We start from the raw sequence: 17,741 nt of genomic DNA on the forward strand, positions 1-17,741 counted from the left end.
CGTCCTCGGGCGCCTCCGTACTCGGGCGCCTAGCTGAGGATGTCCTTGCTGGCGAAGCGGCCGTACGCCAGCGCGCCGAACACGACCAGGTAGCCGAGCTGCAGCAGTGCGTTGCTGCCGAACGAGTCGAACGAGATCGGGTCGCGGAGCAGGTCGCCGAACCCGAGCCACAGGTGCGAGAACAGGTACGGGTGCAGCCAGTCCAGCTGCGGCAGCTGGTCGAGCACCTGCGAGACGCCGGCCAACACCACGGTCGCCGCCATCGCCCCGACCGGCACGTTCGTCAGCGTCGAGGCGAACAGCCCGATCGCGACCAGTCCGAGCATCGACAGGGTGACGTAGAGCGCGAGGAGCAGGGCGCGTGCGGAGTACGACCAGCCGCCGACCTGCGTGCCTGACAGCAGCGTCACCGGACCGATCGGGAACAGCACCGCTCCGATCGCCGCACCGACGAGCACGACGAGCAGGGTCGCGGCGAGGCAGAACGCGATCGCGCCGGCGGTCTTCACCAGGATGAAACGCACCCGGCCGGTCGGCGCGACGAGCAGGTACCGCAGGGTGCCGTGGCTCGCCTCGCCCGCCACGGTGTCGCCCGCGACGACGCCGACGGTGAGCGGCAGGAACAGCGGGATCGACACGGTCAGGGCGGTGAAGGCGACGAACAGGCCGTTGTTCGTGATGTCACCGAGGAACGCCGGGCCGCCGCTATCCTCACCGGTGGTCAGGCGGACGGCGACGGCGATCAGGATCGGCACGGCCGCCAGCGCCCCGAGCATCGCCCAGGTACGGCGGCGTCGGAAGACGAGCGCGAGTTCGGAGCCGAGCAGGGCGAAGGCACGCGACCGCCGCACGGGGGCGGGAGCGGGGACGCCGCCGGCCGTCGACGGTCGCTCGGCAGTGGTCGGGGTGGGGTCAGCCTGCGACATCGAATCCCTCTCCGGTGAGCGCGACGAACAGGTCCTCGAGCGTCCCGCCACCCACGGCGAGGCCCCGGACCCGGACGTCGGCGCGGACGAGTTCCGCGGTGATGGCCTCGGGTGCGACGTCGGCGACCAGGTCGGCGACGAGGACGTCCGACCCGCCGTCCCGTCGCGGTGCCAGACCGAGGCGCCCCAGGACGACCGCTGCCTGTCCGACGTCCGGGGTGCGGACCGTGACGGTGCGGGCACCGGCGGAGCGGAGGTCGTCGAGCGTGCCCTGCGCGACGAGCTGCCCGGTCCGCATCACGGCGGCGTGCGTGCAGACCTGCTCGATCTCCGCGAGCAGGTGGCTCGACACGAACACCGTGGTGCCGTCGTCGGCCAGGGAGCGGATGAGGTTGCGGACCTCGCGGGTGCCCTGCGGGTCGAGGCCGTTCGTCGGCTCGTCGAGGACCAGGAGTTCGCGGGGGGTGAGCAGGGCGTTCGCCAGCCCCAGACGCTGCTTCATGCCGAGGGAGTACGCGTGCGCCTTCTTGTCGGCGGCGTGCGTCAGGCCGACGCGGTCCAGTGCGTGCGCGACCCGGTCCTTCCGGCTGCGCGGGTCCGAGGTCGGGTCGGCGGCGTCGAACCGGGACAGGTTCGCGCGGCCCGACAGGTAGGGGTAGAAGGCCGGACCCTCGACGAGCGCACCGACGCGGGGGAGCACCGAGCGGAGCGCCGCGGGCATCGACTCGCCGAGCACCTCGATCGTGCCTCCGGTCGCGCTGGAGAGCCCGAGGAGCATCCGGATCGTGGTGGTCTTGCCGGAGCCGTTCGGCCCGAGGAACCCGAAGACCGAACCGCGGGGGACGGCCAGGTCGATGCCGTCCACCGCCCGCTGCTTGTGGAACACCTTGCGGAGTCCGTCGGTGCGGATCGCGAGGTCGGTGACGGTCTCCGGTCCCGCCGCCGCTGCCGTGCCGGTCTGCGGCGCCGCGGCTGCGTCCGTACCCGTCGTCACTTCGCCGCGGCGACCAGGGCCGTGACCGGCACCGCGCCTGCCAGGACCCGGCCGTCGTCGGTCAGGTAGACCGACACGAGCGAGGTCTGGACGGCTCGACCGCCGGCCACCGCGGTCGTCAGCTGGTCGAGGAGGCCCGACGCGTCCGACCCGAGGCCGGCCTGGTCGGCGCTCCCCGCGGGCAGCGCCACGACGGTGTCCCAGCCGCTGCCGGAGACGGTCGGGCGGTCGGCGCCGTCAGACCCGTGGTGGCGCGCACCAGAGCCCGGGCGGGGGTCGGAGAAGTCCTTCGAGTCGACGTCGGCACCGGTCGGCGGGGTGAAGTCGAACAGTCGCGCTGCCGGTGCACCGTACTCGAGACTGGTGAACCCGACCTGGAACGCCGGTTCGTCCGCGCCGGTGGCCGTGACGGCCGCGCGGAGCGGGAGCCCGGTCTGCTGGTCGACCGCGAGCTGGACCGAACCGACCAGGGTGTCCGCGGACTTCGGGGTGAGGGTGAGCAACCAGGCGTCGTGCCCCGCAACCGAGACCACGACGGGCTTCGAGACGGTCGTGGTCGGCGTGATCGCGTCGATGGCCTGCTCGGCGACGTCCGTCGGAGTGGCCGTGCCGCTGGCGGGGGACTCGGCCGACCGGCTGGGCAGCGTGGTCTTCGTCGCCGCGCGCTCCTTCGAGTCCCACGTCCACACGGTACTGCCGTTGCGGATCAGGTCCTGCTCGGCGAGCTGCTCGGTGACCTGCACGCGCTGCTTGCTCGGTCCGTCGACGTAGACGCGGGCGGTGTGCGATGCCGTGAGCAGGCTGAGGGCGTCCGAGGCATCGCCCTCGAGCGAGGAGCCGCCGGCACCGGCGGGGAGTTCCGGCAGTCCCAGGTCGCTCGTCTGTGCGAGCTTGCCCGAGTACTGCGCGTCGGACGACTTCGCGATGCTGGCGATGACGGCCGCCGCGGTCGGGTCGTCGCCGGCGATCGGGGTGGACGCGGCCTGCGCGATGACGGGAGCGGCCACGGCACCGGCCACGACGACGGGTGCGATCAGGGCTGGCAGCCAGGCGGACTTCTTCATGGGTCGATCCCCTCGGTGGAACGGCAGACCTCGGTGGAGCATCGGAGTCGGCAGAACCGTACGTCCGACAGCCGACAGAACGCTGTGCTCCGGCCGCCCCTGCGGCCGGAGCACAGCGTCCGTGGTCTCAGTCGTCCGAGCGCTCGTAGGACCGGATCGCGTCGACCTTCCCGGCGCTCGCCGAGGTGGGGTCGAACGTGTACCCGAGCCACTCCCGGACCAGGCGTCGGGCGAGTTCGGACCCGATCACGCGTTGCCCGAGGCAGAGCACCTGGGCGTCGTTGGACAGCACCGAGCGCTCGATGCTGAACGGGTCGTGTGCGGTGACCGCTCGGATGCCCGGCACCTTGTTCGCGCTGATCGCCACGCCGAGGCCCGTGCCGCAGACCAGCAGGGCCCGGTCGGCGTGGCCCGCGGCGACGAGGCGGGCCGCCTCGACGGCGACGTGCGGGTACGCGGTGTGGCCGTCGGCGTCGACCCCGACATCGGTGAGCTCGGCCACGCGCGGGTCGGCGGCGAGGTCGGCGCGCAGCACCTCCTTCAGCGTGAAGCCGGCGTCGTCGGACCCGATCGCGATGCGGAACGTCATGCGTGCACTCCTCTGTTCGTGGTGGTGGTGGTGGTGGTGCTGGCGGTGGTGTCGGGCTGCTCGACCCGGCTGGTCAGGACCTCGCCGATCCGGGTGAGGACCATCCCCATCGAGACGGCACCGGCATCGGGCGTCCCGAGGCTCTTCTCGGCGAGCGGGCGGGCGCGGCCGACCCGCGGAGTGAGTGCAGCGGTCGCCACCGCCTGCCGGACGGCGACCTCGGCGGCGGCGGCCCAGGCATCGGGGAGCGGTCGTCCAGCCGCGACCGCTTCGTCGAGCACGTCGACGAACGGCAACAGTGCGTCGAGGAGCGTCTTGTCCCCGCGCTGCGCCCGCCCGAGCTGGACGATCGCCTCGGCGAAGGCCCGCGCGGCGTCGACCACCATCGACGGGGTGACCTCGTCGGCGTCGTCTCCGATCGACGCGCCGAACGCTTCGAGCGCCGCACCCCACAGGACGCCGGACGTCCCGCCGGCCTCGGCCGCCCAGGCCTCTCCCGCGCGTCCGAGCAGGAAGCCGACCCCGGCGGACCCGTCGATGCCCTCGACTGCCCGGCGAGCGGCGCCGACGCCCTTCACCATCCCGCGTCCGTGGTCCCCGTCACCGGCCACCGCGTCGATGCGACCCAGTTCGTGTTCCTGCTCGCGGAGCAGTGCGTCCATCGCCCGGACCACGGCGCGTGCTGCTTCGCCCGCTCGACGGGAGGCCGGGGCCGCGTCCGGGACGACGGACGCGGTGGTCGCCGCCTCGGTCGCGACGTCCGCCGGGACCAGCGCCGCGACCGGTGCGGCGGACTTGCGGTACGCCGGCGTGTGGGCATCGGCCCGCCAGAGGCGCTCGAGTTCGTCGTCGAGCCACTGCAGGGTGAGCGAGCAGCCGCCCATGTCCAGGCTCGTCACGAGTTCGCCCACCTCGGGTTCGACGACCTCGACCCCCGCGGCCGTCAGGAGCGGAGCGATCCGGCCCCACAGCAGGAACAGCTCCTCGTACTTCGTGTCCCCCAGGCCGTTGAGGACGGCTGCGACCCGACGGGGCGCCGTCGAGTCACGCACCGCTGCGTCGAGCGGGGACTCCACCAGCAGACGCTCGACGAGCAACTCGGCCAGGGCTCGTGCCGGGAGCAACGGGACGTCCCGGATGCCCGGCTCGCCGTGGATGCCGAGCCCGAGGCCGAGGTGTCCGGCCGGCACGGTGAAGAGCGGCCCGGCCGAACCCGGCAGGGTGCACCCGGAGAAGGCGACGCCGATGGTTCGGGTCCGTCCGTTCGCGTGCCGACCGATCCGCTCGACCTCGTCGAGGGACGCGCCCGCGGCCGCGGCGGCACCCATCGCCTTGAACACCGCGAAGTCACCCGCGATGCCGCGGCGACGGTCGGCCTCGTCGGCCGAGGCGACGTCGTCGGTGACGACGACGATCCGGGTGTCGATGCCGGCCGCACGGAGCCGCTCCGCAGCGAGCCCGAAGTTCATCGTGTCTCCGGCGTAGTTGCCGAAGGACAGCACGACCCCGCGGCCCTGGTCGGCGGCCCTCGCGACCGAGTACACCTGCGCGGCCGACGGCGAGGTGAACAGGTTGCCGACGACGGCGCCGGTCGCGAGCCCGGGTCCGACCAGCCCGCTGAACGCCGGGTAGTGCCCCGAGCCTCCGCCCACGACGACTGCGACCTGTGGTGACGCACCGGCGGTCGGCAGGGTCACCACCCCGCCGGTGACGCCGCGCACCCGGTCGGCGTACAGGGCGAGCCAGCCTCTGAGTTGGTCCTCGGCGAAGTCCTCGGGGTCGTCGCAGATCGTGGTCATGGTGGGGTCCTCCTCGGGGACGCGTGGGTGGGTGGCTGGGTGGGTGGGTGGCGTGGTGGTCATCTGTCTCAGGGCTGTGCATCGGTCGTCGGGGCCGGCGGCACGCGGAGTCGGCCGACCAGGACGAAGGCGCAGGCGTAGAGGCCGACGAAGGTCCATGTGACCGCGGCGCCCCGGTGCCGCGGTGCGAGCGCCGGCCTGATGGCACCCATCGGGACGAAGCCGGCGAGCGAGCAGCCGAAGGAACACCCCGCGACGAGGACCCCGAGGAGCCCAGCGGCCAGGGGACGGGGTGTCCCGAGGCGGTCGAGCCCGCCCGGATCGGTCGGACGCGCGCGAGGGAGGAGGGGTTCCGTCGACGTTGACATGTTCGCTCTCGATCGCGGGACTATGTGACATCGGGTATGTTACCCACTCATGTCCCACTCCTCGAACCACGACCCTGCAGCAGACGACATCGCCGCGGCCCTCCGCTCCGGCCCGGTCCGCGTCGACCACACCAACGCCTTCGCCGGCCGGGTGGCGGTGGTGACCGGTGGCGCCTCCGGCATCGGCGAGGCCATCGCCCACGCGCTCGCCGAGCGCGGCGCCCGTGTCGCCGTCGTCGACGTCCGCGCGGAGGCTGCTGCCGCCGTCGCGGCCGACCTCGTCGGTACCGGGCACCTCGGTGCGGCCTGCGACGTGACCGACCAGGCTTCGGTGGATGCCGCGGTCGCGACCGTGATGGCCGCCACCGGCCGTGTCGACGTCCTCGTCAACAGTGCGGGCATCGTGGCCCTCGGAGCGGCCGAGGACCTGGGCGCCGACGCCTGGGCACGGACGCTCGACGTCAACCTCACCGGCACCCACCGGGTGGCGCAGGCGGTGGGGCGGCACATGCTCGACGCCGGGTACGGGCGCATCGTGAACATCGCGTCGCAGGCTGCGCACGTCGGGCTCGACGGACACGCCGCGTACTGCGCGTCCAAGGCCGGCGTCCTCGGCCTCACCCGGGTGCTCGCGCTCGAGTGGGGACGTCGGGGAGTGACGGTCAACACGGTGTCGCCGACCGTCGTGCTCACCGCGCTCGGGCGCTCGGCGTGGGCGAACGACGCGGGCCTGCGCCACCAGGACGAGATCCCGACCGGGCGGTTCGCCACCCCGGCCGAGATCGCGTCGGCCGTGCTCTTCCTCGCGGGCCAGTCCGCAGCGATGGTGAACGGTGCGGACCTCCGGGTCGACGGTGGTTTCACGATCCGGTAGCGCGGGCGGCGTTACGATCGCGGTGCCGTCCGCACGCCCGACGGCACCGCACCCGGGAGGCCCGCGCTCGATGTCTGACAGAACCCCGTCCGCATCGGCGCCGGCCGTTCCCACTCCGGTCAGTCCGGACCGGCCCGGGTCGGCGACGCCCGCCCCTGAGGGCCAGCGGTCCCGGTTCCCGCTCGACACCGTCTACCAGGCCGCGCGGATGTACTACCTCGAGGACGCCACGCAGAACGAGATCGCCACGCGTCTCGGGGTGTCCCGCCCCACGGTGAGCCGACTCGTGTCCGAGGCCCGCCGTGCCGGCCTGGTCCGGATCGAGGTCGTCGACCCGTTCCAGGACGAGACCGTCGCCCTGGCCGAGCGACTGCAGGTGGTGCTCGGGCTCCAGGCCGTGCACCTCGCCGCCGTCACGCACACCGCGACCCTGGGCGTGGACCTCGCCGAACCGGTCGCCGCCGCCGTCGAGGGGATGCGCCTGGCCCCGGGCGACGCCGTGCTGATGTCGTCCGGCAGCACCGTGCACGCGATCGCGCGCGGAGCGATGCCGGCGATGCCCGGCGTGCAGCTCGTCCCGACCGTCGGTGGTCAGGCCGACCCGAACCAGTGGTTCCAGACCAATGAGATCACCCGCGCGGCCGCGGAGCGGTCCGGTGCGATCCCGACGTTCCTGTTCGCGCAGGCCCTGCCGTCGGAGGCGCTCCGGGCCTCCCTGGACGAGGACCCCGCGTTCCAGCACGTCGTCGGGCTGTGGAGCCGAGCGAAGGGCGCGATCCTGGGGATCGGCGCGCCGGTCGTGACGCGGGACGCGATGGCCCGCGGGCTGCCGGTCGACGACGACGTGTTCGACCGGGCGACCGGCGACGTCTGCCTCAACTTCACCGGCCCGGACGGTGAACCCATCGAGTTCCCCGGCAGCGACCGCATGGTGCGGACCTCTCGCGAGGTGCTCGCCGCCGTGCCCCACGCGGTCGGCGTCGCCGTCGGCGCGGTCAAGGTGCCGAGCATCATCAGCGCCGTGCGCGGCCGTCTGGTCAACGAGCTGGTCACGGACGCAGCGACGGCCAGGGCGCTGCTCGACGCGCTGGCCTGACCCGTCGGCGGCCCGGTCCGTCAGTGGTCCTGGCCGGCCGGGAGGCCCGGATCACTCAGCGCGCGTGCCGCACGTCCCACAGGTGGTGGACCGGGTCGTGCGCGTAGTACACCGCGAGGGTCGCGACCGTGAAGCCGCTGCCGTCGGAACGACGTCCGGTGCGGTCGAGCTGGTCGTCACGGACGGCGGCGAACGCCCGGGCGGCCCGACGGGCGGCGGCCGTCAGTTCCTCGGTGACCGCCGCGGGGTCCTGCTCGCCGTAGCGCTCGGCGACGGCGGTGGCGTCCTGGTCCCAGTTCGGGAAGAGCGGGTCGTCCTCGGTGAGCATCAGCTCGAGGCGCTCGGTCATCTTCCGGTGCACGTCGCGGACGTGGGCGCCGTACTCGAGCGGTGACCAGGTCGCGTCGTCCGGGCGCTGCCGGACGTCGTCGCGGCGCAACCGCTCCGGCCACCCTGCGGTGTTCGCGTCGATGAGCTCGGGCACGCCGCGGATCGTCGTCGTGCCGCCGTCGAAGCCGCAGTCCGGGCAGGCCGACTCGATGACCCAGGTCCAGTTCTTCGTGTCCGGTTCGATCGCCACGGCCAGACCGTAGCAGTCACCGGACCCGGCAGGGCGGTCCGTAGGGTGAGGCCATGCGACTGCTGCTCGTCCGCCACGGACAGACCCCCGCCAACGTGACCGGCCTGCTCGACGCCGAAGTCCCCGGGCCCGGCCTGACCGACCTCGGGCAGGAGCAGGCGGACGCGCTGCCCGCAGCCCTCGGCGACCGGGTGATCGAGCGGCTCTTCGCCTCGACCATGGTCCGGACGCAGATCACCGCCGCACCGCTCGCGCGTGCGCTCGGCCTGGAGCCCGTGGTGCTGCCGGGCCTCCGTGAGATCGAGGCCGGCGAGCTGCAGGGCAAGCGCGACACCGTGTCGGTGCAGACCTACCTCGCCGCGGCGTACGCCTGGGCCGCGGGGGACCTCGACGAGCGGATGCCCGGCGCCGAGGACGGCCACGCCTTCTTCGGCCGCTACGACGACGCCGTCCGGCAGATCGAGGCGACCGGCGCCGAGGTCGCGGCGGCCTTCAGCCACGGTGCCGCGATCCGGATCTGGGCCGCGGTGACGGCGCAGAACGTCCCGAATGACCTCGGCCGGAACCGGCACCTGGAGAACACCGGCGTCGTCGAGCTCGAGGGCTCGACGACGGACGGGTGGCGCCTCGTGGACTGGGCGGGCGAGCCGATCGGCGGCGACGACCTGGCGGACCTGAGCGCGCAGGACCCGACCGGCGAGCGGTTCTGACGGGGCCGGTCCGAGCCTCCCGTCCGGGTCCACGTGTTGCGGAACGGTCAGGCGAGCTGCGACGCCGACGTCAACGGCACGATGACGCGGTGCGACTCGCGCAGCACGTCGAGGGTGCGCTGGACCTCGTCGGCGCGGTCCTCCGCCGTCCAGCCGAGGGTCTCGGCCATGACGTCAGCGAGCTCGTCGAGCAGGTCGATCGTGACGCCACCGACGAACGCGAGGTTCGTGCGGCGCAGCACCACGTCGACCAGGTGCACGGCCTGCTCGTGCTCGGCGAAGTACCGGACCTCGGCGCGGGTGAGCGTGGCGTCGGACTCGAGCGGCTCGACCGGACCGGTGACCAGCGCGTCGACGACCTCGGCGGCACGGGTGCCGTAGCGGTCGAGCAGACGGTCGACGGTCTCGGATGCGAGGCCGTCGCGGTGCGACTTGATCCACAGGGCTCGCTGCCCGTCGGTGGTGGGGAAGTCCTTGCCACCGCCGATCGGCATGCCGGTCGTGTCGACCTTGCGGGTGATGCCGAGCTTCGTCGTGACGTCGGTCGACAGGTGTGCGGCGAGGGCACGGAAGGTCGTCCACTTGCCGCCCACGAGCGACAGCACGGTGGTGTCCGGCAGGCCGGCGATCGGGGTGTCGACGATCCGGTAGTCGCGGGACACGAAGCCGGGGGCGGTGTCCTCGTGGCGGGGGAGCGGCCGGATGCCCGAGTAGCTGTAGACGATGTGGTCGCGCGTGACCTCGATCTGCGGGAACACGTGCTTCACGAGCCCGAAGAAGTAGTCGATCTCCTCGTCGGTCGTGACGACCGGCTGTGACGGGTCGGCGTCGATGTCGGTCGTGCCGATGAGGACCCGGCCCTTGAGCGGGTAGATGAGGACGATGCGGCCGTCGTTGTTCTCGAAGAACAGCTCGCGGCCCTTCGTCGCCTCGAGCAGCTCGGGGTTGTCGACGACGATGTGGGAGCCCTTCGTACCGCCCATGTACTTCGTGCCGCCGCCGAACGCCTCGTTGGTCAGGTCGGTCCAGGGGCCGGACGCGTTCACGACGACGTCCGCGGTGAACACGAACTCCTCGCCGGTCTCGCGGTCGCGGAGCAGGACACCGCCGTCGCGGGCGCCGACCGCCTCGACGTAGTTCGTCGCACGGGCGGTCGCGTCGGCACCGGTGCCGGTGCCGGCGGCCAGACCGTCCTTGAGGACGTCGAGCGCCAGGCGCTCCGGCTCGTGCACGGAGGCGTCGTAGTAGGTGCCGGTGTACTTCAGGTCGCGGTTCAGCGCGGGCATGTCCTCGAGCGCGGCCTTCTTGGTGCGGAAGACGTGCTTCGGCACGGATCCACCGTCACGCGAGAAGGAGTCGTAGATCGTCATGCCGATCTTGATCAGCATCGCGCCGCGCTCCTTGGTGGAGCGCTGCTTGTGCGTGAGCATGCGCAGCGGGGCGTTCATGATCCCGGAGAAGGTGGAGAAGACCGGCATGGTCGTCTGCAGCGGCTTGACGTAGTGCGGGGCGATGCGGATCAGGCCGTTGCGCTCCTGCACGCTCTCGCGCACGAGGCGGAACTCGCCGTTCTCCAGGTAGCGGATGCCGCCGTGGATCATGTGGCTCGATGCTGCGGAGGCGCCGGAGCCGTAGTCGCTGCGCTCGACGATGGCGACGTCGACACCCTGCAGGGCGAGGTCGCGGAAGGTGGCGATGCCGTTGATCCCGCCCCCGACGATGAGGACCTGTGCGTTCGGGCGTCCGGTGAGGGCGGTGACCGTGTTCCTGGGCTGCGTCTTCTTCGACATCGTCGTTCGCATCGCTTTCTGGGGTCGATTCCGTTGGTACTCCATCGATCGTGCGCTCGTCGGAACGCTTGGGCAACCTGCGTGCACGGACGTGCAGAACGGTTGTCGCGCCTCCGTCCCGTGGTGCGCCAGCGCCGACTGGAGGCACGGACGGGGTTGCAGACGGCGTGCACGTCCGTGCATGCTCGGATCCATGAGCGATGCCGCCCAGCCCGTGCGCACCCAGCAGGCCCTGCGGGCCGCGCACCTCTACTACCTGCAGGACCTGACGATGGACGCCATCGCCGACGAGCTCGGCACGTCCCGCTCGTCGGTGTCCCGACTGCTGAAGTACGCACGGGACACCGGACTGGTCGACATCCAGATCCGCTCGCCACTCGACCAGGCCGCCGCGCTCAGCCGCAGCATCCGCGCACGCTTCGGCGTGCACGCGCACGTCGTCCCGGTGCCGGACCACACGAGCGACGTGGACCGGCTGGAGCGTGTGGCCCTGTCTGCTGCCCGGATCCTGACGCAGTACATCGAGTCGAACATGGTGATCGGCATCTCGTGGGGCTCGACGGTCAGCGCCGTCAGCCGGTACCTCGTGCCGAAGACGACGCACGGCTCCACGATCGTGCAGGTGAACGGTGCGGCGAACACCCGCACGACCGGCATCGTCTACGCCTCGGAGATCCTCCGGCGCTTCGGTGAGGCGTACGGCGCCCTCGTGCAGCAGTTCCCGGTGCCCGCGTTCTTCGACGACCCCGCCACGAAGGCCGCGCTCTTCCGGGAACGCTCGATCCGCCGCGTGCTCGACCTGCACGAACGGATGGACGTCGTCGTGTTCGGTGTCGGCGCCCCGCAGGCACCGGTGCCGTCGCACGTGTACTCCGGCGGGTACCTGGACCCGGCCGACCAGGACGAGCTCGTCACCGCGCAGGTCGTGGGCGACGTCTCCACGGTGTTCTACCGGGCGGACGGGTCGTGGAAGGACATCGGGGTGAACGCCCGGGCCGGTGCCCCCGACCTCGACACGATCAAGCGCGCACCGCGGCGGATCTGCGTGGTCGCCGGGCGGGAGAAGGCCGCGTCGCTGCGCGGAGCGCTGGCGGCGGGGCTCGTGACGGACCTCATCCTCGACGAGAGCGTGGGGCAGGCGATCCTGCAGAACTGACACCCGGTCCGGAGGTCGGTGCCCTCGCTCCGGGGTGAGCGTCCCGGTCCGGCTGTCGGTGGTCTGATCTACGGTCGGAGCATGGTGCTCCCTCCCGAAGCCGGTCCGTCCGCCGTCCGCTCCTCCGGCACCACGCGGCAACGACCCGTCGAACGGCAGGACACCCGCTCCTACCGACGACTGGCCGGGACGGACATCGACCAGGCGATGGCGTTCTTCACGTCCGACTACGACCTGAAGGCGCCGGTGATCCGCCGCACCCGCCCCGAGACGCTGTGGGACTTCGCCGGTGTCACCGACGAGCGGATGTCGCTCCGGACCTCTCGGTTCGGCGTCGACCTGCGCAGCCAGAGCCAGTCCGACGACGTCATCGTCGCGTGGCTCCGCAGCGGCAGCAGCACCATCACGTTCAACGGACGCTCCGTCGACCTGGTGCAGGGAGTGCCGATGGTCCTGCCGTCGGAGACCTACGACCTGCACCACCGTGACATCGGCCTGAACCTCGTGCACCTGGACCGGAAGTTCCTGACCGATCTGGTCGGCGACGAGACCTTCGCGTTCGAACCGCTCGAGCGCCCGGACCAGGACGGCCTGCGCGTCTGGCAGGAGACCGTCCGCCGACACTCCTCGACGTGGCTGCAGGTCGACACCGAGCTGTCCGCCATCGCCCGCCGGGACATCGCCGAGGCCTTCGCGACCGCCGCCGTCCGCGCGTTCCCGCGTCGCAGCAGCTGGCGCGCCGCGGTCTCCGGCACCGGGCCGGAGCACCAGCGCCTCCGTCGTGCTCTCGACTACGTGCACGCCCACGCCCGCGAGTCGATCGGGACTCCCGAGATCGCCGCGGCCGCCGGTCTCAGTCCGCGCGGTCTGCAGCAGTCGCTCCGCCGCCACCTCGACCAGACCCCGGGTGAACTGCTCCGGTCCGTGCGACTCGACGGTGCGCGCGAAGACCTGCGGCGTGCCGAGCGGGACGAGACCTCGGTGGCCGACATCGCCCGCGGGTGGGGCTTCGGGCACCTCGGGCGGTTCTCGGCGGCGTTCCGGTCCCGCTTCGGCGAGCTGCCGAGCGACACGCTGCGATCGCGACCGCGTCACTGAGCAGCATTCGGTGGGAGCGCTCCCGAGCGCCGCCTCGCCGAACATCGTGACACCGAACACCTTCGACCCGGGCGATCGTTCGGCCTGACCGCACCAGCAACGAACACGCGGCTGAATAGTGGGGACCGAGCAACTGCCCACGAAGGAGTCCGTCATGCGCATCGGCACCCCCACCGAGATCAAGAACAACGAGTTCCGCGTCGCCGTCACCCCCGCCGGGGTCGCCGAGTTGACGATGCACGGACACGAGGTGCTCGTGCAGGCCGGAGCAGGGACGGGATCGGCCTTCGATGACGACGAGTACACCGGCGCCGGCGCCACCGTGGTGCCCGACGCCCGTCGGGTCTGGGACCAGGCGGAGATGGTCCTGAAGGTCAAGGAGCCCGTCGCCGCCGAGTACCCGCTGATCCGCGAGGGCCAGGTGCTCTTCACCTACCTGCACCTGGCAGCCGACCGCCCGTTGACCTCGGCGCTCGTCGAGTCCGGCGCGACCGCGATCGCGTACGAGACCGTGCAGCTGCCGGACCGCTCCCTGCCGCTGCTCTCGCCGATGTCCGAGATCGCCGGCCGGCTCGCCGCGCAGGTCGGTGCGAACCACCTGATGCGCGCGAACGGCGGACGTGGCCTGCTCCTCGGTGGCGTCCCGGGGACACCGAAGGGCCGTGTCGTGGTGATCGGCGGCGGCGTCGCCGGTGAGCACGCCGCGACGATCGCCCTCGGGATGGGCGCCGAGGTGACGGTCTTCGACATCAGCCTGCCGCGCCTCCGTGCCCTCGACGCGCGCTTCGACGGACGGGTGACGACCCTTCGTTCGAGCCCGCTCGCGATCGCCGCGGCCGTGGCGGACGCCGACCTGGTCATCGGGTCGGTGCTGATCCCGGGTGCCTCGGCACCGAAGCTCGTGACCGACGCGATGGTCGCCGACATGCGACCCGGATCGGTCCTGGTCGACATCGCCATCGACCAGGGCGGCTGCTTCGAGGGCTCGCGGCCGACCACCCACGACGACCCGACGTTCGCGGTGCACGACGCCGTCTACTACTGCGTGGCGAACATGCCGGGCGCGGTACCCCGCACCAGCACGATCTCGCTGACGAACGCGACACTGCCCTACGCGGTGGCGATCGCGGACCAGGGGTGGGAGCGCGCGCTCGAGTCCGATCCCGCCCTCGCGCTCGGGCTCAACGTGCACGCGGGCCGGGTGACGAACGGAGCCGTCGCCGCTGCGCACGGGCTGGTGGCCGCCGCACGCTGAGCCCACCGGGGCCCGCCGGCGGGGCGGGGTGGGCCGCGCCTCCAGTCCTGCCGGGCCCGTCAGCGACGCGAAAGCGACAGATCGGCGCAGATCTCTCGTGTCGATCTGTCGCTTTCGCGTCTGCGTCGGGCGGGGCCGCGCCGGGCGGGCCGCGCCAGGGGCCCGTCCAGTCGGGCGACCGCGACCCACGCGAGCCCCCAGCCGAGCGTGAGCGTCGGCGAGATGCGCCGACGTCCGGTGACGGCCACGAGGACGCCGACGAGCCCAGCGACCGCGGCGACGACGACACCCCAGACGTCCTGGCCCAGGCCGAGACCCCGGAAGCCCGCTGCCGACAGGACCGCGGCCGTGTTCGCCGCCGTCGCCACGCACACCCAGCCGAGGTGGAGCCCGAACGTCCCGTCGGTGACGATCGCCTCGACTCGGCCGGACGGCGTCGTGCGCCCCAGCACCACGAACGCCCAGGCGAGCACGCCGGGCAGCGCGACGATGACCGGTTCGCTGAGCCACAGGTACCCGAACTGCACGGACAGGATCCACGCCGCGTCGAGCAGCTCCGGACGCTACGCCGTCCCGCTGCCGTTCGCCCACCGGTTGCCCAGGGTGCGTACGGTGGTGCCGTGACCGTCGAGTTGAACACCGTGTACGTGGACCGCATCGCGCCGACGGCGAGCGGCACGCTCGACGACAGCTTCCGGATGATCGAGGAGCACGGTGCCTCGGCGTGCATCGTGCTCGACCGGCCCGACGCCGTCGAGCTCGGGGACGTCGCGGTGGCCCTCGGGCTGCACGAGCTGGCCGTCGAGGACTCCGCCGAGGGGCACCAGCGGCCGAAGCTCGAGCGCTACGGTTCGACCCTCTTCGCCGTGCTCAAGCCCGCCGTGTACCGGGACGCCGAGGAAGAGGTCGAGTTCGGCGAGGTGCACGCCTTCGTCGGTGAGGACTTCTTCCTGGCCGTCGTGCAGGCGGACCCGCGCGGACCCAGGACCGTGCCGCGCGCCCTGCAGCGGATGAGCGGCAAGCCGGGCCTGGTCACCGCCGGGTCGCAGGCGCAGCTCTGGGCGCTGATGGACTCGATCGTCGACGACTACCGCCCGGTCATCGACGGTCTCGAGGAGGACATCAACCAGATCGAAGGCCAGCTGTTCTCGGGCAGCGCCGGGGTGTCCCGCCGCGTCTACGAGCTGTTCGGCGAGGTCGTCGACTTCCAGCGGGCAGCGCGCCCGCTCATCCGGATGATCGAGGACCTGCACCGCGGCGCCGAGAAGTACCACCTGCCGGTCGAGTTGCAGCGGCGGTTCCGCGACGTCCTGGACCACGTCATCCGGGTCGTCGAGCGTCTCGACACCTTCCGGCAGCTGCTGCAGAACGCGCTGACGGTCGACTCGACCCTGGCCGCGCAGAAGCAGAACGACGACACGAAGCGCATCTCCGGGTGGGCGGCGATCCTGTTCGCCCCGACGCTCATCGCGGCGATCTACGGCATGAACTTCACCCACATGCCGGAGCTGTCGTGGACGTGGGGCTACCCGCTGTCGATCCTCGCGATGGTCCTGTTCGCGGCGGTCCTGTACACGGTGTTCAAGGTCAAACGCTGGTTCTGACCGCGACAGCGCGTCGGCCGGCAGGGCGCCACCAGTAGGCCGGGAGGCCCATCACCATCCGCAGGTCGGGACCGGACCGCGGGGGCGAGCCGAGCCTCCCGGCCGTCCCGGCGGAGCGCTCCCACTACGCTTGCCGACATGCCACACAACGGTCACGCCAGCCCGGCCTGGGTGCTGAAGCTCGCCGTGGTCACCGGGCTCGTCGGGGTCGCCGGCGGGGCCGCGGGGATCGCCGTGTGGCTCGCGCTCCAGCTCATCCAGTTCGTCGCGTTCGGGTACCCCTTCGCCGGCCACCACGAGGCCGCCGATGCACCGTCGGGCCTGAACCGGTTCCTGGCGATCCTGGCCGCCGGGGTCCTGACCGCGGTCGCGTGGTGGGCGATCCGACGCTGGGGACGACCCGTCGTCGGCGTACCCGCGGCGGTCGCCGGCAAGCGGATGCCGTCGCTCGTGACGCTCGGCAACGCGGGCGTGCAGATCCTGGCGGTGGGGCTCGGCGCCTCGATCGGCAAAGAGGTCGCACCGCGGGAGATCGGCGCCTGGGCCGCCCAGCTGCTCACGGTCCGGGCCGGTCTGAGCCGGCGAGAGACCAAGGTGCTGGTGGCCTGCGGAGCGGCGGCCGGCCTGGCGGCGGTGTACGACGTCCCGCTCGGTGGGGCGCTGTTCGCGGTGGAGGTCCTGCTCGGCGAGCTCACCCTCGCCACCGCGCTGCCCGCGTTCGTGACGAGTGCGGTGGCGGCGTTCGTCGCGCGGCTGGTGATCCCGGACGAGGTGCTCTACCACGTGCCCGCGATGCACCTCTCGCCGTCGCTGCTCGTCTGGGCGGTCGTCGTCGGGCCGCTGCTCGGCTTCGCCGGTGTCGGGTTCGTCAAGACGACGAACCGGCTGCAGGGCATCGCCCCGACCGGGTGGAAGCTCCTCGTGGTGCTGCCGGTCGTCTTCGCACTCGTCGGCCTGGTCGCGGTGCCGTTCCCCGAGGTGATGGGCAACGGCCGGGCACTCGGCATCGCGGCCATGAACGCCGACCTCGACGGTCCGACCCTGCTCGGCATGACACCACTCCTGGCGCTGCTGGTGCTCGGCCTGCTGAAGACGGTCACCACGGCCGCGACGATCGGCGCCGGCGCGGTCGGTGGCACCCTGACGCCGTCGATCGCGATCGGCTCGGCACTCGGCGGGTTCCTCGGTGCCGCCTGGCTGCTGCTCTGGCCGGTGGACGGCGGCAGCATCGCCTCGTTCGCGTTCATCGGGGCGGCCGCGTTCCTGGCGACGACGATGCGCGCACCGTTCACGGCGCTCGTGCTCGTCGTCGAGTTCACGCAGCAGGGGACCGACATCCTCATCCCGTCCCTCCTGGCCGTCAGCGGATCGGTCGCCGTCGGGTACGTGCTGGCCCGCCGCCGCAGCGCCCAGATGGCCTGACGACCCGGCCGTCGGCCCTCGCGGGGACGCTGCTGGGCATCCGGTGGACGAGCCGGACCGACCGGTCGTGCCGTGGTTAGCATCGGCGCCAGGACGCGGAGCACCAGGCACCGCGGCGAGGTGAGGAGCCGGTCATGGCGGGATTCGACGACATCACGAAGAAGGCCCAGTCCTTCCTGCGGGACGGCAAGGTCCAGGACGCGCTCAAGAGCGAGAAGGCCGAGGGCGTCAGCGACAAGGTGTTCGACGGTGTCGCCGACGCCGTGAAGAAGGCCACCGGCGGCAAGTACGACGACAAGATCGACAAGGCCCGCGACGAGGCGGACAAGCGCGTCGGCAACGAGTAGCCCGGCGCGGCGCTGGCCCGACTGGACTGCACCGGGAAGAACGACCACGATTGACGGGTTGTCTGCCGG

At 72.2% G+C, this 17,741-nt stretch carries 18 protein-coding genes; 9 read left to right on the forward strand and 9 right to left on the reverse strand.

The annotated features are described in order from the left end of the window. Nucleotides 1-29: 29 nt before the first annotated feature. The 6 genes from DEJ31_RS12255 to DEJ31_RS17430 form a co-directional block, all read right to left on the reverse strand. A complete protein-coding gene (locus DEJ31_RS12255) occupies nt 30-926 on the reverse strand; it encodes an ABC transporter permease (protein WP_258366284.1) in 897 nt (298 codons plus the stop codon). Beyond that, the gene (locus DEJ31_RS12260) at nt 913-1,920 is read right to left on the reverse strand and encodes an ABC transporter ATP-binding protein (RefSeq protein ID WP_111122000.1); all 1,008 of its coding nucleotides are present in this window, start codon (nt 1,918-1,920) and stop codon (nt 913-915) included. The genes DEJ31_RS12255 and DEJ31_RS12260 overlap by 14 nt, the downstream gene beginning before the upstream one ends. After that, nucleotides 1,917-2,984: an outer membrane lipoprotein carrier protein LolA gene (locus tag DEJ31_RS12265; RefSeq protein WP_181433522.1), complete on the reverse strand. Its 1,068-nt coding sequence runs from the start codon at nt 2,982-2,984 to the stop codon at nt 1,917-1,919. Before DEJ31_RS12265 ends, DEJ31_RS12260 begins: the two co-directional genes overlap by 4 nt. Before the next feature lie 127 nt (nt 2,985-3,111). Beyond that, on the reverse strand, nt 3,112-3,573 hold the full coding sequence (locus DEJ31_RS12270; RefSeq protein ID WP_110904378.1) for a ribose-5-phosphate isomerase: 462 nt from the start codon (nt 3,571-3,573) through the stop codon (nt 3,112-3,114). Beyond that, nucleotides 3,570-5,372, reverse strand: coding sequence for a dihydroxyacetone kinase family protein (locus tag DEJ31_RS12275; protein ID WP_111122002.1), 1,803 nt, complete (start codon nt 5,370-5,372; stop codon nt 3,570-3,572). The genes DEJ31_RS12270 and DEJ31_RS12275 overlap by 4 nt, the downstream gene beginning before the upstream one ends. A gap of 68 nt (nt 5,373-5,440) precedes the next feature. Continuing rightward, nucleotides 5,441-5,740 carry a hypothetical protein gene (locus DEJ31_RS17430; protein WP_220033244.1) on the reverse strand — a complete coding sequence of 100 codons (300 nt, stop codon included), beginning with the start codon at nt 5,738-5,740 and terminating at the stop codon, nt 5,441-5,443. 49 nt (nt 5,741-5,789) lie between these two features. On the opposite strand from DEJ31_RS17430, the gene DEJ31_RS12285 reads away from it, so the two are divergent. Continuing rightward, nucleotides 5,790-6,614 carry a GolD/DthD family dehydrogenase gene (locus DEJ31_RS12285; protein WP_111122003.1) on the forward strand — a complete coding sequence of 275 codons (825 nt, stop codon included), beginning with the start codon at nt 5,790-5,792 and terminating at the stop codon, nt 6,612-6,614. A gap of 70 nt (nt 6,615-6,684) precedes the next feature. After that, nucleotides 6,685-7,710: a sugar-binding transcriptional regulator gene (locus DEJ31_RS12290; protein ID WP_111122004.1), complete on the forward strand. Its 1,026-nt coding sequence runs from the start codon at nt 6,685-6,687 to the stop codon at nt 7,708-7,710. Between the two features lie 55 nt (nt 7,711-7,765). Here DEJ31_RS12290 and DEJ31_RS12295 read toward each other — a convergent pair whose 3' ends face one another. Next, nucleotides 7,766-8,290: a DinB family protein gene (locus DEJ31_RS12295; RefSeq protein WP_111122005.1), complete on the reverse strand. Its 525-nt coding sequence runs from the start codon at nt 8,288-8,290 to the stop codon at nt 7,766-7,768. Between the two features lie 53 nt (nt 8,291-8,343). On the opposite strand from DEJ31_RS12295, the gene DEJ31_RS12300 reads away from it, so the two are divergent. Beyond that, entirely contained in the window at nt 8,344-9,000 is a 657-nt protein-coding gene (locus tag DEJ31_RS12300; protein WP_111045254.1) for a histidine phosphatase family protein, read from the forward strand. A gap of 47 nt (nt 9,001-9,047) precedes the next feature. Here the strand turns inward: DEJ31_RS12300 and DEJ31_RS12305 are convergent, their stop codons facing one another. Next, nucleotides 9,048-10,790: a glycerol-3-phosphate dehydrogenase/oxidase gene (locus DEJ31_RS12305; RefSeq protein WP_181427473.1), complete on the reverse strand. Its 1,743-nt coding sequence runs from the start codon at nt 10,788-10,790 to the stop codon at nt 9,048-9,050. Between the two features lie 193 nt (nt 10,791-10,983). Here DEJ31_RS12305 and DEJ31_RS12310 point away from each other — a divergent pair, with 193 nt between their 5' ends. The 3 genes from DEJ31_RS12310 to ald all read left to right on the forward strand — a co-directional run bounded on the left by DEJ31_RS12310 (nt 10,984) and on the right by ald (nt 14,299). Beyond that, complete coding sequence (locus DEJ31_RS12310) at nt 10,984-11,946, forward strand: sugar-binding transcriptional regulator (protein WP_110904392.1); 963 nt, start codon at nt 10,984-10,986, stop codon at nt 11,944-11,946. Nucleotides 11,947-12,027: 81 nt separating this feature from the next. Next, entirely contained in the window at nt 12,028-13,044 is a 1,017-nt protein-coding gene (locus tag DEJ31_RS17720; protein WP_146243149.1) for a helix-turn-helix domain-containing protein, read from the forward strand. Nucleotides 13,045-13,198: 154 nt separating this feature from the next. Then, nucleotides 13,199-14,299, forward strand: a complete 1,101-nt coding sequence (gene ald / locus DEJ31_RS12320; RefSeq protein WP_111122053.1) for an alanine dehydrogenase — start codon at nt 13,199-13,201, stop codon at nt 14,297-14,299. A gap of 59 nt (nt 14,300-14,358) precedes the next feature. Here the strand turns inward: ald and DEJ31_RS12325 are convergent, their stop codons facing one another. Beyond that, nucleotides 14,359-14,826 carry a hypothetical protein gene (locus tag DEJ31_RS12325; RefSeq protein ID WP_181433523.1) on the reverse strand — a complete coding sequence of 156 codons (468 nt, stop codon included), beginning with the start codon at nt 14,824-14,826 and terminating at the stop codon, nt 14,359-14,361. Nucleotides 14,827-14,919: 93 nt separating this feature from the next. On the opposite strand from DEJ31_RS12325, the gene DEJ31_RS12330 reads away from it, so the two are divergent. From DEJ31_RS12330 to DEJ31_RS12340, 3 genes are all read left to right on the forward strand, one after another. Beyond that, complete coding sequence (locus DEJ31_RS12330) at nt 14,920-15,903, forward strand: magnesium and cobalt transport protein CorA (RefSeq protein ID WP_258366285.1); 984 nt, start codon at nt 14,920-14,922, stop codon at nt 15,901-15,903. A 138-nt stretch (nt 15,904-16,041) separates the two neighbouring features. Then, nucleotides 16,042-17,325 carry a chloride channel protein gene (locus DEJ31_RS12335; RefSeq protein ID WP_111122007.1) on the forward strand — a complete coding sequence of 428 codons (1,284 nt, stop codon included), beginning with the start codon at nt 16,042-16,044 and terminating at the stop codon, nt 17,323-17,325. Between the two features lie 134 nt (nt 17,326-17,459). After that, a complete protein-coding gene (locus DEJ31_RS12340) occupies nt 17,460-17,672 on the forward strand; it encodes an antitoxin (RefSeq protein ID WP_110902524.1) in 213 nt (70 codons plus the stop codon). The last annotated feature ends 69 nt before the right edge of the window (nt 17,673-17,741 follow it).

Origin of the sequence: Curtobacterium sp. MCPF17_031 (assembly GCF_003234035.1) — a bacterium.
Taxonomy (GTDB): domain Bacteria; phylum Actinomycetota; class Actinomycetes; order Actinomycetales; family Microbacteriaceae; genus Curtobacterium.

Excerpts from the sequence above, each read along its gene's own strand:
- DEJ31_RS12255 (WP_258366284.1), bottom strand. The coding sequence starts at position 926 with ATGTCGCAGGCTGACCCCACCCCGACCACTGCCGAGCGACCGTCGACG.
- DEJ31_RS12265 (WP_181433522.1), bottom strand. The coding sequence starts at position 2,984 with ATGAAGAAGTCCGCCTGGCTGCCAGCCCTGATCGCACCCGTCGTCGTG.
- DEJ31_RS12270 (WP_110904378.1), bottom strand. The coding sequence starts at position 3,573 with ATGACGTTCCGCATCGCGATCGGGTCCGACGACGCCGGCTTCACGCTG.
- DEJ31_RS12275 (WP_111122002.1), bottom strand. The coding sequence starts at position 5,372 with ATGACCACGATCTGCGACGACCCCGAGGACTTCGCCGAGGACCAACTC.
- DEJ31_RS17430 (WP_220033244.1), bottom strand. The coding sequence starts at position 5,740 with ATGTCAACGTCGACGGAACCCCTCCTCCCTCGCGCGCGTCCGACCGAT.
- DEJ31_RS12285 (WP_111122003.1), top strand. The coding sequence starts at position 5,790 with ATGTCCCACTCCTCGAACCACGACCCTGCAGCAGACGACATCGCCGCG.
- DEJ31_RS12290 (WP_111122004.1), top strand. The coding sequence starts at position 6,685 with ATGTCTGACAGAACCCCGTCCGCATCGGCGCCGGCCGTTCCCACTCCG.
- DEJ31_RS12300 (WP_111045254.1), top strand. The coding sequence starts at position 8,344 with ATGCGACTGCTGCTCGTCCGCCACGGACAGACCCCCGCCAACGTGACC.
- DEJ31_RS12305 (WP_181427473.1), bottom strand. The coding sequence starts at position 10,790 with ATGTCGAAGAAGACGCAGCCCAGGAACACGGTCACCGCCCTCACCGGA.
- DEJ31_RS12310 (WP_110904392.1), top strand. The coding sequence starts at position 10,984 with ATGAGCGATGCCGCCCAGCCCGTGCGCACCCAGCAGGCCCTGCGGGCC.
- DEJ31_RS17720 (WP_146243149.1), top strand. The coding sequence starts at position 12,028 with ATGGTGCTCCCTCCCGAAGCCGGTCCGTCCGCCGTCCGCTCCTCCGGC.
- ald (WP_111122053.1), top strand. The coding sequence starts at position 13,199 with ATGCGCATCGGCACCCCCACCGAGATCAAGAACAACGAGTTCCGCGTC.
- DEJ31_RS12335 (WP_111122007.1), top strand. The coding sequence starts at position 16,042 with ATGCCACACAACGGTCACGCCAGCCCGGCCTGGGTGCTGAAGCTCGCC.
- DEJ31_RS12340 (WP_110902524.1), top strand. The coding sequence starts at position 17,460 with ATGGCGGGATTCGACGACATCACGAAGAAGGCCCAGTCCTTCCTGCGG.